The following is a 16608-nucleotide window of genomic DNA, read 5'->3' on the forward strand; positions in this document are numbered from 1 at the left end:
TAAGACAAATATTTTAATTAAATGAAAATCAATTCCTTAAATCCAATCCCCAGTTTAATTTTTGCCTTAATGTATCGAAGTAATTAGAATAACTAAACGTAACAAGTTTTGCTTGAAAATCCTCCTTTCTTACGGTCAACTTTACATCATTATCGACAGACTCCGATTTTGAATCGAGGGATACAAGAAACTTGTTGCTTCTACTTTCTATTTTAAAGGTAATTTCGCTCTGATCTGAAACGATAAGAGGGCGAACATTTAAATTATGCGCACTTACAGGAGTAATTATAAAATTGTTAGAATGTGGCAAAACTATTGGACCACCACAACTTAAAGAATAGCCAGTTGATCCCGTAGGCGTAGCAACGATTAAACCGTCCGCCCAGTAAGAATTAAGATAATCTCCATCTACATAAGTATGCACTGTAATCATAGAAGATGAATCGGTCTTCAGGATACCAAATTCATTTAAAGCAAAATCAATATCTTGAAAAATAGGTCTGTTTGACTCCATTTTTATTAGAGTTCTTGCATCTATTTTATAGTTTCTATTTAAAAGATCCGTTAAAGCCTGCTCAATTTTTTCTTTTGGAGTGGTTGCCAGAAACCCGAGCCTACCGGTATTAATGCCCAAAATTGGAATTTCAGCATTTCCAACCATTGAAACTGCCTCGAGTAAAGTTCCGTCACCACCAAGACTGATTAGGAAGTCTACGTCATCGGAAGAGGTGATTTTGTCGAAACTTGAGCACTTTTCGCACTCAGGGAAGGTGTCAATAAAACTATTTATAGATAAATTTGAAATGCGCAATTCAGCATCTGCTGCAAGGAGAAAATCAAGTACTTTCTTAATATATGGCTCTACTTCTTTATTAAAAACTTTTCCGTGGAGTGCAATCTTCATATATCAAGCATCTAAATAACGCATCAATAAATCTAGCCGTTCTTTATCATTGCTTGTGTTAACGGCTTCGTGATATTTGGCAATAACCTTATAATCAAACCTTTCAAGAGTGGCGATAATGTGCGTTAAATCTTCTCTATTAATTTTTAATGTGAGTCTGAATTTAGAAAAATCATTTTTATCAACATTTATGCTGGAACCAAGTATTTGTGCATCATTTGACTCAATAAGTCTACTAATTTCACTGAGCGAATAATCTAATTGATTAATTGATAATACAATTATACCGCCAGAACTTTGAATGAATGCTGATTGCGAAAAAACGGAAAGTAAATCAGACAGAATGAGCAATCCTTTATAGGTACCATCATCATTTAAAACTGCTACACTTTGAAAATCATAATCTGTAGCTTTTTTAACTGCATCATATATATGCTGATGTTGCAAAATGAAACATTCTTTACCATCCAGATAATATTCGCCAACAGTTTTTGAAGCATCGTTTTCATCCAAAATAGCTCCTTCCGATAAAAAACCTAGAAATTTTTGGTTGTCAACTACTGGTAAATACTCTAAACGTAATTCTTCCATCCATATGAGTGCTTTAGCAGCATCATCGGTCCCTTTTAAAGGTGGAATCATATCGTTTATTAGGTCGAGCATTAGTTAGCTAGTATAGCTTCATTTTTTAAAAATGTATCCAAATATTCATTAAACTCCTCAGGTTTTTCCATCATTGGCGCATGACAACATTTATCAATAAACCTTAACGTGGTATTAGGTATTAATTTATCAAACTCATGCGCTACCATAGGTGGGGTGATAGTATCGTTAAGTCCCCAAACTAATAAAGTAGGCGCTTTAATTTTTGTTATTTCTTTAGCCATGTTATGTCTTTGAGCTGACTTAGCAATGGCTACAATACGCATACATTTTGGAATGCTTTTAGTAGTTTCAAAAACTTCATCAACTAACTCTTTAGTGGCCGTTTTTGGATCATAGAAAGTGTAAGCTACTCTTTCTTTAATATAATCATAACTTCCTCTTTTTGGGAAAGAACCACCCATAGTATTTTCAAATAAGCCAGAACTTCCTGTGAGTACAAGTCTTTTAATTTGTTCCGGATGTCTTAAGGTGTATATCAAAGCAACGTGCCCGCCAAGAGAATTTCCTATTAAAGTCATTTGATCAAGGCCCATCATATCAACAAAGCCTTCGGTAAAATCAGTAAGTGCATCAAGCCCTGCCTTTTTAATTGGCATTTCATAAATTGGTAGCAAAGGGATGAGCACTCTATATTCCTGAGAAAATTTTCCTACTACGCTCTCCCAGTTACTAAGTGCACCGAACAACCCATGTAATAATACTAATGGTTCTCCCTGACCCTCATCGATAAAACTATATTCTCCTTTTTTATGAATTTTCATGCTAATAAGTTTCTATTCCTCCTGAAACAGATGCTCTATTCAGGAAACGGAACAATGTATTAAATGTTAAATATATTAAAATAGTTTCTATTCCGAATATTAGGCCAGCTCGATGGCTACTTCTCTTTCAACTAATCTTAGCCAATTTTCTAAAATTAACAATCCATGTTGGGTAAGAGCAGCTTCAGGATGGTATTGAATACCATAGATAGCTAATTCTTTGTGTTTTAGCATCATATTTTCTCCTTCTGCTGTTTCGGCTAAAGCAATTAGTTCACCTTCTCCTGCACATGAAACAACCAGAGAATGGTATCTTACAACCTGCCAGGTTGAAGGTAATTTATCAAAAATTCTATCACTTAATATTGAAAAAACATTAGAGATTTTTCCATGCATAGGCTTTATTGCCTTATGTACCTCATAACCAAAGTGCTGTGCAATAGCCTGATGTCCAAGGCATATTCCCAAAATTGGAAGTTTATTCTTATAGTGTTTTATGTAATCTAACAAATATCCGGCTTCATCCGGTTTTCCAGGGCCGGGACTCAACACAAGAGCTTTAAAATCCAAATCCGGAATATCAGCGATTGAAGTATCATTTTTAACCACAACACATTCTTCTCCCAGCTGCTCAAAATAATCGACCAGATTAAAGGTAAATGAATCATAATTATCAATAATAAGCAGCATTTAGCTAATAAACTTTTCCTTAAGGTTATCAAAAACCTCTTGAATAAACGGCAAATATTCTGCAAATGATTCCACCACAAAAGGGGCAATAGAAGCTACAATTGGGTAAATATGTGTCTCTTTAGTCATCTCTTCAGAAACGCCTATTTCAACAGACTGTGCCAACCAAAGCACCAAACTAACCCCAAAGGCCCACTTTAATAGTCCTAAAACCGCTCCGGCAAAATTATCCAGCCCGCCCAGTAAGGTCATGTCTAGTATTTTCTTGGTGATTTTGCCTATCATATTTACGAGCAGTAGAATAGCCACAAAAAGCAGGATAAAAGAAACAATAGGCAGTGCCTTTTCCCAATCAGGTAAATAAGGCCTTAATAATTCTTCCCCCAAATCAACCAGTTTAAAGGCTCCTATTATGGCGAGTATAAAAGCAAATAGAGATACAATCTCCAGAAGCAAACCCTTTTTATAGCCAAGGTATGCTCCGAAGATAAGGGGGATTAGTAAAATAATATCTAGTGTTTTCACTAATTAAGCAGTGACTTTACTTTAGCAGAAATAGCTTTTCCATCTGCCTTACCAGCTAACTCTTTAGTGGCTGCCCCCATAACTTTCCCCATGTCAGATGGTCCGCTTGCTCCTACTTTTTCTATTATTTGCTTTAAAGCAGCCTCTAACTCTTCATCGCTCATCTGCTTTGGAAGATATTTTTCGATCACCTGTAATTCAGCTAATTCTTTATCTGCTAACTCCTGTCTGCCGTTTGCTTGATAGGTCTCCGCACTTTCTTTTCTTTGTTTAGCTGCCTTCATCAAAAGCTTCATTTCAGCATCTTCATTCATACCTTCTCTACCTCCTTTTTCGGATTCAGCTAATAATATTAATGACTTAATAGACCTCAAAGCGGTTAACTGCTCTTTGTCTTTAGCCTTCATTGCTTCTTTAATATCGTTGTCTATTTGTTCCTTTAAGCTCATTGTAAATTTTTTAAATCATTAACTTGCGCACAAAGTTATCATAATAAAAATAATTTTATGACAAGACTAAGTGTCAATATAAATAAGATTGCCACATTAAGAAATGCGCGTGGTGGAGATAATCCTAACGTTGTTCAGGTAGCGAAAGATTGTGAAAGGTTCGGTGCACAGGGCATCACCATTCATCCAAGGCCAGATGAAAGGCACATAACTACCAAGGATGTTTATGACCTGAAGAAGGTGGTAACCACTGAGTATAATATTGAAGGTTATCCTGACGACAGGTTTATGAAATTGCTGGATGATGTGCATCCTGAGCAAGCTACCTTAGTACCTGACCCGCCTAATGTGCTTACTTCTAATGCTGGCTGGGATACGGTCAAAAACTTTGATCTACTCAAGGACATATGTCAGGAAATTAAAGCAATGGGAATAAGAGTCTCCATATTTATTGAACCTGATATTAAGCTAATAGAAAAGGCAGCCGAATTAGGTACAGATAGAATTGAACTATATACAGAACCTTATGCTTCTGAATACGCTACAAATAAAGAGCAGGCCGTAAAGGCTTTTGCCGAGGCATCCAAAATTGCTTCAAAATTGGGTTTGGGTATAAATGCAGGACATGATCTAAGTTTGGAAAACATAGCTTATTTGAAAGAGCAGCTACCGAAGCTTGATGAAGTATCGATAGGGCATGCATTGATTTCCGATGCGCTCTATTATGGCCTTGAAAATACGATACAACTTTATTTAAGACAGTTAAGAGAAAAGACTAAATAATATGGAATTGAATTATAAAGAGCTTGGCGAAGGATCAAAATCTTTGATTATACTTCACGGACTTTTTGGCTCTTCTGACAACTGGCTAACAATTGGCAGAAAATTATCAGAAGAATACAAAGTATATATTGTTGACCAACGTAACCATGGTGATTCACCACACTCTGACGAGCACTCTTATAAGGCTATGGCTCAAGATCTAGCCGATTTTATTAAACAGCATAAGATTGAAAATCCTCATATAATGGGGCATTCTATGGGTGGTAAAACTGCTATGTATTTTGCCGTTACACATCCTGATTTATTTGATAAATTAATTGTGGTTGACATTGCTCCAAAAGCTTATCCTGTCCATCATGATCAAATTTTGGAAGGTTTAAAAAGTATAGATTTAGATGCTGTAAAAACCAGAAGCGATGCTGACAAGCAATTATCGGAATATGTACCTGAATTGGGTGTTAGACAGTTTTTGTTAAAGAACCTAAACAGAGACGCCAAAAAGCAATATTCATGGAAGATTAATCTCGATGTACTTGATAAAAATATTGAGCAAATCAGCGAGGGGCTCGAAAAAAGATTAGCTACAGAAAAACCAGTGCTTTTTGTTGGAGGTAAAAATTCTTATTACATAAAAGAAGAAGACTACATTACTATCAATAACTTCTTCCCTAATGCTAAAATAGAAATGGTTGAAGGCGCTGGTCACTGGATTCATGCTGAAAAGCCAGAGGAATTTCTATCTATCATTGAAGACTTCTTGAGATAATAAAATGGCAAAACAAGGGAAGCTATTTCTAATACCTACTGTAATAGCAGCTGAAACCGAAAACCTGGTATTACCACCAGATTTGAAAACCATCTGCGATTCAATAGATTACTTCTTGGCAGAAAATATCAGAACTGCCAGAAGATGTTTGAGCGCCATGAAAATGAGTAAGCCTATTCAGGAACTCAACTTTCAGGAGCTTAGTAAAAAAACAAACGCAGAGCAGATTAATACTTTGATGCAGCCTATTTTTCAAGGTAAAGATATAGGTGTCATGTCTGAAGCAGGCTGCCCGGGTATAGCTGACCCTGGTGCAAGGGCTGTTGCTTATGCGCATGCAAAAGGTATAGAAGTTATTCCTCTTGTTGGCCCATCATCCATCTTTTTGGCATTAATGGCCTCAGGTTTCAGCGGACAATCATTTGCTTTTCATGGCTATTTGCCAATTGATAAGAAAGAAAAACACGAGGCAATCAGAACGTTATCTGAAAATTTAAGGAAAAGCGGTCAAACACAAATTTTTATGGAAACACCTTACAGAAATAATCCGCTTTTGGAGGATTTGATTAAGGTGCTTGGTAAAAATGATTTGCTGTGCATAGCCAAAAATATCACAGGAAAAGATGAAATGATAAAAACTCAGACTATACATAGTTGGAGCAAGAACAAACCTGATCTCCATAAAATACCATGCATTTTCCTTATCGGAAACCATTGAGTTTAATTATTATTAAACAATTAATTTAAAATATCTATTTAGTAGGCTAAATTTGCAGCCAGTTTTAAAATTTCAATTATGCCATATTTATTTACTTCAGAGTCAGTTTCAGAAGGACACCCAGATAAAGTAGCAGATCAGATATCTGATGCACTTCTAGATCATTTCATCGCATTTGACAGCAAATCAAAGGTAGCTTGTGAAACATTGGTGACTACTGGTTTAACTGTTTTAAGTGGAGAAGTAAGAAGCAACTCTTATGTTGATGTGCAGCAAGTTGCCAGAGAAGTAATTAACAGAATTGGCTATACCAAGGGTGAATACATGTTTGATGGTAACTCTTGCGGAGTTATATCTACCATACACGAACAATCACAAGATATTAATCAGGGCGTTGACAGAGAGAACCCTGAAGAGCAAGGTGCTGGCGATCAAGGCATGATGTTCGGTTATGCGACTAAAGAAACCGAAAACTATATGCCCCTTGCACTAGATTTATCTCATAAGATATTGATGGAGTTAGCCGCTATCAGAAGAGAAAATAGTGAGGTAACTTACCTAAGACCTGATGCCAAAGCGCAGGTAACCATTGAATATTCTGATGATAATGTACCGCAAAGAATTGATGCAATTGTGGTTTCAACTCAGCATGATGCATTTGACAAGGATGATAACGCTATGCTTGAAAAAATTAAGCATGACATCATCAATGTATTAATACCAAGAGTTAAAAATCAGTTGAAGCCTGAATTGCAGAAGTTATTCAATGATGACATTAAATACCATATTAACCCAACAGGTAAATTCGTTATTGGAGGCCCTCATGGTGATGCCGGATTAACAGGAAGAAAGATTATTGTAGACACATATGGTGGCAAAGGTGCTCATGGTGGTGGTGCATTTTCAGGAAAAGACCCATCGAAAGTGGATAGATCAGCTGCTTATGCTACCAGACATATCGCTAAAAACCTGGTGGCTGCAGGAGTTGCCGATGAAATTTTAGTGCAAGTATCTTATGCTATTGGTGTAGTGGAGCCTATGGGGATATTTGTATCTACTAATGGCACTGCCAACGTAGATATGACAGATGGTGAAATAGCTAAAAAGGTTTCTGAGATATTTGACATGCGCCCTTACGCTATTGAAACTCGATTAAAGTTACGTAACCCGATGTATAGCGAATCTGCAGCATACGGTCATATGGGTAGAGAGCCGCAAACTGTTACAAAGAAATTTGTTGCCAGCAATGGTGATGAAATTACGAAAGAAGTGGAGTTATTCACCTGGGAAAAGTTAGACTACGTTGATAAGGTGAAAGCAGCCTTCAAGCTCTAATCAATTAATTTTTTACAAGACATTAATTAAAGGCAGCGAAGAAGTTAAATAAAAGTTCTTCGCTGCCTTTTTGTTAATTGATCATTGTTAATTGAAAATTACCTCACACTTCGTTTCCTTATAACTTTAGCAAAAACTCCAGGTAAAAACCTTTTCAATAGCACACCAAACTTTTCAGTACCGCCAATTACAACTTCCAGCTTTTCATTTCTGGTAGCTGAAACTATATGCTTTGCACAAGTGCTTGCCGGCATGCCATTTGCCTGGGCATTATCCATTTCACCAGTTGGTTTCCCATCGGCACCTAAAGCATTTACTGAAATTTCAGTTTTAATAAAGCCGGGACATACCATGGTAAATTTGATATTATCATTATAGAGCTCTGTTCTAATAGAATCAAAGAAGCCATGAAGTGCATGCTTGGCAGCAGCGTAAGAAGAGCGCCACGGGCTACCAAATTTACCAACTAAACTACTAGTTGTTATCACATGACCCGACTGCTGTTCGATCATATGAGGAAGCACAGCCTTAGTGAGTGCAATGGTTCCAAAATAATCAATTTCCATGATGCGCCTGTCAACCTCTAAGGATGTTTCCATAGCCATACTCCTTTGGCTGATGCCACCATTATTATAAAGTATATCTATAGCTCCAAAAAATGATAGTGCCTCTTTTACCTTAGATTCAAAAGAGTCAATGTCCATCAAATCTAAAGTAAGGACAGCTACATTATCAGGATTTGTACAGCTTGCTTTTACTTTTTCTAAGGCTTCTTCTCTTCTGGCTGAGATTATAACTTTAGCACCTTGTTTTGATAACTCCTTTGCAAGTGCTTCCCCTATTCCGGAACTTGCACCTGTTACCCAGGCAACTTTATTTTTTATTTGTGTCATAGAATCGTAAAACTAAGAATAAACAGTAACTTAATAAGTAACTACAAAGGCATCGGGAAATCTATCGTTGATTTCGAGCTTAAGATCATCCGCCTTCTTTCTGCTTTTTAAGTCCCCAATAATAATGGCATAAACCTTTTGGCCGTTAAGGTTCTTCACTTCCACTATTGGTACTTCACCATATGATTTCTTTAAATTCTCTGATAACCTTAGCACATTGTCAAGATTTTGAAAACTTGCTATTTGCACACCATATCCCTTAGGTTCTTCTCGCTCTACTTTCATGGAAAAGTAGGTGTCGCTGGCTACAGTCCTGTCTACTTGAAAAGGTGCGGCTGAGTTTCTTCCATCACCTGCATCAATCACTTCAATTTCAACTTCTGTTAATCCTTGTGCTGTAAACTTAAGCTGTTCGGCAGCAAAACGAGACAAATCAATTACTCTACCTTCAACAAAAGGACCTCTATCATTTATTCTAACATCTACCGTATTTCCATTTTTTAAATTTTTAACTCTTACAATTGTACCAAAAGGAAGTATTTTATGGGCAGCTGTTAGTTTTTTATGTTTATATTTTTCTCCACTAGCCGTTTGCTTGCCTTCAAACTTATCAGCATAGTATGATGCTGTTCCGGTCTGTTTTTGAGCTAAAAGTGCGGTTTGAAGTATGAATAAGGATAATACCGTAAATAGTAATTTATGCATCATAATGTTTGGGTTTAGCAACACATGAAATTAATGTACTAATCCTTATTTTCACAATAATTAATTATCTCTTAATTTGCGGATCTAATTAAGTAATCTTGATATCAACAAAAGCACTCATCAGACTAGCCGTTCTCTTCGCCATTTTATGTTGGCTAGCATTAATAGCTTCTGATTTGTTCTTGCTGTTTGCCCAACAGAGCAATGTAAATGCTGGGATTACAAGAGAAATTCCTTTTCTGTTTTTAACCTTATTTATTCTTTTCATATTTCTTTATTTCAGGTTAAAAACTCAAAAAGCAGAAAGTATTAATTTTATTGATCTGCTCTGGCGCGTATTTTCGATCGGATTAATGGTTTCCATAATCCAGTTGGTAATAGGGCTTTTATTTTACCTTTTATCAGATAGCAAGCTTTTAAAGAATGAACTGGCAGTAAACTTCTTCTACCACATTAATTTAGGAGCCATTGTTATATTTCTGATCTCAACATTTATAACCTGGAAAAGGCTAATTCTCTATCAAAAGAATAAGCGTTTGCAGTTTGCATGGCAGTTTTTCGAGTATGGGCTGCTAGCCAGTTTATTATTTAGTTTCTTTGATAGTGCCTTTCAGCAATGGGTATTTACAGGGATTTTAGGAGGCTTTTTTATTTTCGGACTCATCCTATCTTTTAACCTTAAATGGATAGCCTATCTAAACTTTAAACAAAAGTGGAGGAGTATTTTATTACTCTCGTTGGTGCTATTATACCTTTACTATTTTGTAAACAACCTCTTTAATTTTGCTCAAGAATTTAGCCTGGTGCTAAACTTACTTGAAAGCGTATTTATCCTTTCAATAGTTGGCTTCATTTCAGTTTACGCCTTAATCTCTATTCTTGTCATATTATTCAACTTGCCTACCTCATCTGTTTTTGAACAAAAAATAAGTGAGGTGCTCAACTTTCAAAAGTTGAGTCAATCTATCCAAAAAGGTGAAAATAAAGATCAGGTATACGAGACCCTTCTTGACAGTTCAACTAATGCTGTATTTTCAGCAAGTGCCTGGCTAGAGATATCGGAAACCTATGAAAATGAGGAAGGTGTTATCGAAACAAGAAAAAAAGTACTGAAATCTAATATTGAAGATAATGAGATAATTCAGGCCAAAAACAGCATAATGGAAAGTGGCATTTATGCCTACCTGAATAAGCAAAAGGCTGCTGGTTATAAAAAGGATTTTATCCAGAGTAAGCTTATCAGCAATATCAATGATCCTACATTTTCATCAGTAATGGTGATGCCTCTAATAGTGAAAGATGAAGAAATTGGAAGTTTGACTTTGTTGAAAGATGTTTCTGATGGTTTCAATAGAGAGATGTTTGATATTATTAGCTCTTTTGTAAATCAGGCATGTATCTCAATTGAAAATTTCGAACTGCTCACTGAAGCTTTAGAGAATGAGCGCTATCGGGAAGAGTTAAAAATTGCTTCTAAAGTTCAAAAAAGCCTTCTGCCTAGTGAACTTATACAAGACGATAAGTTAGAAATGTTCGCCTTTTACACGTCAGCTGATGAAGTAGGGGGTGACTACTACGATTATTATCGTTTAAATGAAGATGAAGTAGCCGTAATTATAGGTGATGTTTCAGGGAAGGGTACATCAGCAGCTTTCCATATGTCACAGATGAAAGGTGTATTTCACAGCCTTGTTCAGCTCGGACTCGATCCTAAAAGTTTCCTAAATAAAGCTAATCAGGCGCTAGCCTCCTGTCTGGATAAAACCAGCTTTATAACTGCGGCTTATTATAACATCAATACAAAGGAAAGAAAGATATGCCTATCAAGAGCTGGACATTGCCCGGCACTTTTTTATGATAGCAGTGAAAAGAAAGCCAGCTATTTTAAAAACAAAGGGCTTGGACTAGGTATTGTGAGAGATGCAAGTTTTGAAAAATACATTGAGTTGAAGCAAATTTCTTACAAGCCTAATGACATGCTTATCCTCTATACAGATGGCATAATTGAGGCTAAGAATAAGAGTGGAGAAGAATTTGGCTATGAAAGGTTATGCAGCACTATTGAGGTTAATGCCGGCAGAAGCCCTAAAGAAATTAAAAAAGTTTTAATAGACAGATTAACGGATTTTGCCGAGTCAAAAGAGCTGGATGACGATTATACGCTATTAATAATAAGATTTTTATAACATTGACTCAACTTACTGAAAACTAGCACGTAATAAAACAGTAATGATAAACATTGAAACTTATAAAGAAGAGCAAATAGATTACCTGATTGTTGAGGGTGATGTGGATGCAAGTTCAAGCATACATTTAGATGAGGCTCTTACAAAACTAGCGGATGGTGACGATATTAAAGCCATTTTAGTAGATGGTAGTAAATTAGACTACATATCTTCTGCGGGTTTAGGCGTATTTATGTCGTATATAGATGTTTTTAAGTCTAAGGACATACAACTCATCATTTTCGGACTTAGCAATAAGGTTTTTAATGTGTTTCAAATTTTAGGACTTGACCAATTGTTGAACATCACTAAAGACAAAGAAGCAGCGAAGGAGAAATTACATGAAGTTCAATCTTAAGGTATATTGCGAAAAAACCAGATTAAAAGAGATTAGAGATTTCGTTAGCGATAAACTCCAATCTTATACTACAGATGAGGTAGAAATAAACCAGCTTGTGCTGGCCGTGGATGAAGTATGTGCCAACCTAATTATCCACTCCAACGCGTGCAATGCTCAGGAATCTATCAATTTAGAAGTATTAGTTAATGATGATGGGGTTACCTTCGAGATAACTGATAATGGAGTTGAATTTGATTTTAGTAAATATCAGGAGCCAACCATTGAGCAGGTAGTTCGTGAAAAACGCAAAGGAGGAATTGGCCTTATGCTCGTTAATCGGATTATGGATAAGGTAGAATTTCTCTCTCAGAAAAACTCAAATAAGTGCATACTGTACAAAACCTTTTCAAGAAACAGTTAATTTTAAGCATTCAAGGCGCTTAATCTTTCCCATTTACCTTCAATTACATAACTTGCGCATCGAAAAATCAATAGACATATGCGCCAATTTTCATTGCTGACACTGCTTGTATTATTTGTGTCGTGCCAGGTATCAAAAAACACCAAGCAAAATAGTAAGGAATTAAAAGAGCCCCTGTTTACTGTAAATAATACCAAGGTATACCCTGACGAGTTCATATATGCCTATAAAAAGAGTGCGAAGAATAAAGGGGAGCGTGAACCTATTGAAGAATACCTCGACCTGTACATCAACTTTAAACTAAAGGTTGAAGATGCCAAAAAAGCCGGTATTGACACTCTGCCCTCATACCAGAATGAGCTTGCCGGATACCTAAAAGATGTTAAAAAGCCTTATCTGGTTACTGAAAAAGTTAATGAAGCTCTTTTAGAAGAAACGTATAACAGACTGCAGCAAGAAATTAATGCATCTCATATTTTGGTGAGACTTGATGAAAACCCATCACCGGAAGATACACTTAAAGCTTATCAAAAAATTAAAGAAATCCGTCAGAAATACCTGGCAGGGCAATCATTCAGCAAACTGGCTGAAGAATATTCTGAAGATCCTTCTGCAAAGCAGAATCAGGGTAATTTAGGTTGGTTTACTGCGTTTCAGATGGTTTATCCTTTCGAATCAGCTGCTTTTAACACGCCAAAAGATTCTATTTCAGACATTGTAAGAACAAGGTTTGGTTATCACTTGATTAAAGTGAATGATAAACGCGAAACCTCTGGCAGAATAAAGATATCTCATATTTTATTACGTTTTCCACCAAATGGCACTACTGCCGATTCATTAGCTGTGAAGAAAAGAATATATGAAATTCATGGCGAGTTAATGGAAGGAGAGCCCTGGTTTGCAGCAGCCACAAAATATTCAGAAGATTTAAATACTAAGGATAATGGCGGTAGTTTACCATGGTTTGGTATTGGCAGCTTACCTAAAAAAATGGAGGACGCAGCTTTCAAATTATCTCAACCCGATCAGATTTCATCTCCTGTTAAAACCCCTTTCGGCTGGCATATCATTAAACTGGAAGAAAAAAGAGGAATAGGAAGCATGGAAAACATGCGTGAAAGCCTCGTTAGAAGAATTCAACGCGATCAGAGATCTGCCTTGAAAGTCTCTGAAATTATAGAGAAACTTAAAAAGGAAAATAATTTTCAGAAAAATGAAGGTGTATATGTTCAGCTTCGCTCACAGGAAAGCTATGAGGAGGCTAATATTCCTGAAAACTTAAAACCACAAACTATTTTCACCATAAATGGCGAAGTTCACACTGTTCAGGAGTTTCTTGATTCACAAAAGAGAATCAGAAATTTTGAAACGGCTGTTAAGGCATTTGAAGAAAAGGCCATTTTGGATTACGAAGATGAACACCTTGCTGACAAATATCCTGAATATAGGTTATTGGCCTCTGAATACAGAGATGGGCTTTTACTGTTTGAAATAATGAGCAGAAAAGTTTGGGATAAAATCAGTACCGATACTGTGGGTATGAAAAGTTATTATACTGCTAACAAAAATGACTACTACAGTGCTCCAAAAATTGAAGCTGACGTATTCCTATTAGCTGATACAAGTAATGTCACTAGTTTGAAAGAAACAGTTTATGATAGTCTTTATGCACTTACCAAAGCACTTAATTTTGAGACCCTAAACAAAAAAGAACTGAGCTACCTCAAAGGATACACAACTCCAGTTTATGCTAAGCTTACTATCCCTAATGGTGAAGATGAGAAAACATTAACAAATATTGTGGAACAATTGAAGGATTTTAGCAAGTACATCATTCCACTGGAACCATCTTATTCCGATAAAAAAGAAGTATATTTGCAGTTGTTTTGCCCAGCATCTGACATTCTTAGTGAAGAATATGAATCTATACTTCAGGTTGAAAATGGAATGTTTGAGGTAGCTAATTTGCTTGGAAATGAAGCTTCAGTAAAAGCCGGAGAATCAATTTTAAAAGAAGATGAAAATCAGTTTCAACTAATTAATGTTTATCAGTTTTTTGACGCTAAACCTTTAAGTTATAAAGATGCCAAATCTGAGTTGATAAACGACTACCAGGAGTATCTTGAAAGAGAGTGGATTAAGCAATTAAAAGCAGAAAATTCAGTTGTAGTTAATCAAGCAGTATTAAAGAAAGTAAAAAATCAGATTGAAGAATAAGCATTACCATAATATACTAATAGCTATAGCCCTTATAGTACTTTCAGGTTGTGAGTATATAAACCTTAAACAATTTACGGAAGAAGAGGAAGAAGAGGAGCGTGTGGTTGTAGCTACAGTTGGTAATTCAACACTATATTTAGATGATTTAAAGGGTATTGTCAATAAAGATGCTTCATCTGCTGACAGCGCCAACCTAATGAACCGATACGTTAATTCTTGGGTACGGAAACAACTGCTAATTTCTGAGGCTTCCGAGCAAATCAATTTTGATTTACCCTCTATTGACAGGAAGGTACTTGATTATCGCTATGCACTCATGGTTCATGAATACAAAAAGTTTTATGTTGATCAGCATTTAGATACCGCTATCAGTAGTAAAGAAATTCAAAATTATTATGAGGAAAACAAGGATAATTTTGAATTGAAACAGAATATTATTCGTGGCTATTTTATTAAAATAACTAAAGATGCACCAAAGCTAAATCGTTTAGAAAAACTTGTTAATTCAAAAAAGAAAGATGATTTCACCGAGCTAAAATCATACTGCTTCCGTTTTGCAGACACCTACTTTCTTGAAGATTCAATTTGGATAAATTTTGATGAGGTTATTAAAAATACACCATTTGTAAGTGTAACCAATAAAGTGGAGTTTCTTAAATCCAATAACTATGTGGAAGAGGAAGATGAGCAGTTTAAATACCTCCTTAAAATTAAGGAATACAAAATATCTGATCAGATTTCACCGTTGGAGTTCGTCAGAAATGACATTGAACAAATAATTTTAAATAAGAGAAAAGTGGCCCTTGCCAACGAACTTGAAGAGAACGTTTTCAAAAAGGCCACAAAGTCAGAAAAATATGAGATTTACGCCCAATAGAACATTAATCTTTTTAGCAGTATTAATTTCTTCTTTTTTTATTTCATCAGCCTACTCTCAAAAGCAGCAAGTTGTTGATGAGATTATTGCTAAGGTTGATAATTATATCATCTTAGAATCGGATCTGGCAATAGCCTACAGAGAATACCTTTCAAGAGGTAATAATAAAAACGATGCTTCCAAATGTAATGTATTGGAGGGCTTGGTTGTTAATAAGCTTCTCTTGGCGAAAGCTGAAATTGATTCAGTAGTAGTTCCTGATGCTCAGGTAGATGCACAATTGGATAGTAGGTTAAACGTAATGATTAACCAAATTGGCTCAGTAGAGAAAATTGAGGAATATTATGGCAAGTCGCTAGATGAATTTAAAGTAGAAATTAGAGGTGACATCAAAGAGCAAATGGTAATGGGCGAAATGCAGCGAACCATTACATCTGATATTGAAGTAACCCCTAGAGAGGTTCAGAAATTCTTCAAGAACATACCACGAGATAGTTTACCCTTTTATTCAACACAGGTACAGGTAGGTCAAATTGTTAAATATCCTGAAATGAGTCGTGAGGCGAAAGCTAGTATTAAAGCAAGACTAAATGGTTTAAGAGAGCGAATTCTGGAAGGTGAAGACTTCTCCCAAATAGCTAAACTATACTCTCAGGAGCCTGGTGCTAAGCAATCAGGTGGTAATTTAGGCTACTTTAAAAGAGGTCAGTTAGCACCGGAATATGAAGCGGCTGCGCTAAAGCTTAAGAAAGGTGAAATTTCTAAGCCAGTAGAAACAGATTTCGGTTTTCATATCATAGAATTGATTGATAGAAGAGGTAATGAATTTAACACCAGGCACATTCTTATTAGACCTAGTTTCACTAAGCAAGATATGGCAAGAGCCACTAACTATCTAGACAGTTTAAGAACTGTGATCCTTGCTGACAGTATCAGTTTTGAGAGTGCTGCTAAAGAATATTCCGATGATATGAACACCTCTTCGAGTGGTGGTTATTTCCTTGATCCTGAATCTCAAGGCACCAAAATATCAGTTGAAGAATTAGAGCCAAATGTTTTCTTTACCATAGATACTATGCAAATTGGAAGCATTACTAAACCGATTACATTTACTAAACAAGATGGTTCCGATGCGGTTAGAATCTTATATTACAAAGACAGAATAAGACCGCATCAGGCAAGTCTTGAGTTAGACTACCAAAGAATAAAACAGGCTGCGCTAAACAAAAAACGTAGTGAAGTTTTAGACAAATGGTTTAGGGAGGCACAGGATGAAGTTTACATCACAATTGATGAAGCCTACCAAGACTGCCAGATACTGAATAACTAA

The 16608-nt window shown here is 36.0% G+C and carries 18 protein-coding genes; 10 read left to right on the forward strand and 8 right to left on the reverse strand.

The genetic code is table 11. The features are described from left to right. Positions 1-28: 28 nt before the first annotated feature. The 6 genes from JKP34_RS01020 to JKP34_RS01045 form a co-directional block, all read right to left on the reverse strand. Complete coding sequence (locus tag JKP34_RS01020; protein ID WP_201916802.1) at positions 29-904, reverse strand: NAD kinase; 876 nt, start codon at positions 902-904, stop codon at positions 29-31. A 3-nt stretch (positions 905-907) separates the two neighbouring features. After that, entirely contained in the window at positions 908-1567 is a 660-nt protein-coding gene (locus JKP34_RS01025) for a CBS domain-containing protein (protein ID WP_236664856.1), read from the reverse strand. Beyond that, positions 1567-2337, reverse strand: a complete 771-nt coding sequence (locus JKP34_RS01030; protein ID WP_201919256.1) for an alpha/beta fold hydrolase — start codon at positions 2335-2337, stop codon at positions 1567-1569. The genes JKP34_RS01025 and JKP34_RS01030 overlap by 1 nt, the downstream gene beginning before the upstream one ends. 93 nt (positions 2338-2430) lie before the next feature. Next, entirely contained in the window at positions 2431-3021 is a 591-nt protein-coding gene (locus tag JKP34_RS01035; protein WP_201916804.1) for an anthranilate synthase component II, read from the reverse strand. Then, complete coding sequence (locus JKP34_RS01040; RefSeq protein WP_201916806.1) at positions 3022-3546, reverse strand: CvpA family protein; 525 nt, start codon at positions 3544-3546, stop codon at positions 3022-3024. It lies immediately after the preceding gene. Further along, positions 3546-3995 (reverse strand): GatB/YqeY domain-containing protein, encoded by a 450-nt coding sequence (locus tag JKP34_RS01045; protein ID WP_201916808.1) that lies wholly within the window; start codon positions 3993-3995, stop codon positions 3546-3548. The genes JKP34_RS01040 and JKP34_RS01045 overlap by 1 nt, the downstream gene beginning before the upstream one ends. Positions 3996-4052: 57 nt before the next feature. Between JKP34_RS01045 and JKP34_RS01050 the strand changes: the two genes are divergently transcribed. The 4 genes from JKP34_RS01050 (at position 4053) to metK (ending at position 7597) form a co-directional block, all read left to right on the forward strand. Further along, positions 4053-4778 carry a pyridoxine 5'-phosphate synthase gene (locus JKP34_RS01050; RefSeq protein WP_201916811.1) on the forward strand — a complete coding sequence of 242 codons (726 nt, stop codon included), beginning with the start codon at positions 4053-4055 and terminating at the stop codon, positions 4776-4778. Between the two features lies 1 nt (position 4779). Beyond that, a complete protein-coding gene (locus JKP34_RS01055; RefSeq protein ID WP_201916813.1) occupies positions 4780-5544 on the forward strand; it encodes an alpha/beta fold hydrolase in 765 nt (254 codons plus the stop codon). 4 nt (positions 5545-5548) lie between these two features. Continuing rightward, the gene (locus JKP34_RS01060; RefSeq protein ID WP_201916815.1) at positions 5549-6262 is read left to right on the forward strand and encodes an SAM-dependent methyltransferase; all 714 of its coding nucleotides are present in this window, start codon (positions 5549-5551) and stop codon (positions 6260-6262) included. A 78-nt stretch (positions 6263-6340) separates the two neighbouring features. Next, entirely contained in the window at positions 6341-7597 is a 1257-nt protein-coding gene (gene metK / locus JKP34_RS01065; protein WP_201916817.1) for a methionine adenosyltransferase, read from the forward strand. Between the two features lie 98 nt (positions 7598-7695). Here metK and JKP34_RS01070 read toward each other — a convergent pair whose 3' ends face one another. After that, a complete protein-coding gene (locus JKP34_RS01070; RefSeq protein ID WP_201916819.1) occupies positions 7696-8490 on the reverse strand; it encodes an SDR family oxidoreductase in 795 nt (264 codons plus the stop codon). 30 nt (positions 8491-8520) lie between these two features. Further along, positions 8521-9198: a septal ring lytic transglycosylase RlpA family protein gene (locus JKP34_RS01075; RefSeq protein ID WP_201916821.1), complete on the reverse strand. Its 678-nt coding sequence runs from the start codon at positions 9196-9198 to the stop codon at positions 8521-8523. Positions 9199-9293: 95 nt separating this feature from the next. Here JKP34_RS01075 and JKP34_RS01080 point away from each other — a divergent pair, with 95 nt between their 5' ends. The 6 genes from JKP34_RS01080 to JKP34_RS01105 all read left to right on the forward strand — a co-directional run bounded on the left by JKP34_RS01080 (position 9294) and on the right by JKP34_RS01105 (position 16608). Beyond that, positions 9294-11381: a PP2C family protein-serine/threonine phosphatase gene (locus JKP34_RS01080; protein WP_201916823.1), complete on the forward strand. Its 2088-nt coding sequence runs from the start codon at positions 9294-9296 to the stop codon at positions 11379-11381. Positions 11382-11424: 43 nt separating this feature from the next. Next, the gene (locus tag JKP34_RS01085; protein WP_201916825.1) at positions 11425-11778 is read left to right on the forward strand and encodes an STAS domain-containing protein; all 354 of its coding nucleotides are present in this window, start codon (positions 11425-11427) and stop codon (positions 11776-11778) included. Continuing rightward, positions 11762-12181 (forward strand): ATP-binding protein, encoded by a 420-nt coding sequence (locus tag JKP34_RS01090; protein WP_201916826.1) that lies wholly within the window; start codon positions 11762-11764, stop codon positions 12179-12181. The genes JKP34_RS01085 and JKP34_RS01090 overlap by 17 nt, the downstream gene beginning before the upstream one ends. A 78-nt stretch (positions 12182-12259) precedes the next feature. Next, positions 12260-14398, forward strand: coding sequence for a peptidylprolyl isomerase (locus JKP34_RS01095; RefSeq protein ID WP_201916828.1), 2139 nt, complete (start codon positions 12260-12262; stop codon positions 14396-14398). Beyond that, positions 14388-15278, forward strand: coding sequence for a peptidylprolyl isomerase (locus tag JKP34_RS01100; protein ID WP_201916830.1), 891 nt, complete (start codon positions 14388-14390; stop codon positions 15276-15278). The genes JKP34_RS01095 and JKP34_RS01100 overlap by 11 nt, the downstream gene beginning before the upstream one ends. Further along, the gene (locus tag JKP34_RS01105; protein ID WP_201916832.1) at positions 15259-16608 is read left to right on the forward strand and encodes a peptidylprolyl isomerase; all 1350 of its coding nucleotides are present in this window, start codon (positions 15259-15261) and stop codon (positions 16606-16608) included. The genes JKP34_RS01100 and JKP34_RS01105 overlap by 20 nt, the downstream gene beginning before the upstream one ends.

It is taken from the genome of Marivirga atlantica (genome assembly GCF_016734805.1).
Taxonomy (GTDB): Bacteria; Bacteroidota; Bacteroidia; order Cytophagales; family Cyclobacteriaceae; genus Marivirga; species Marivirga atlantica.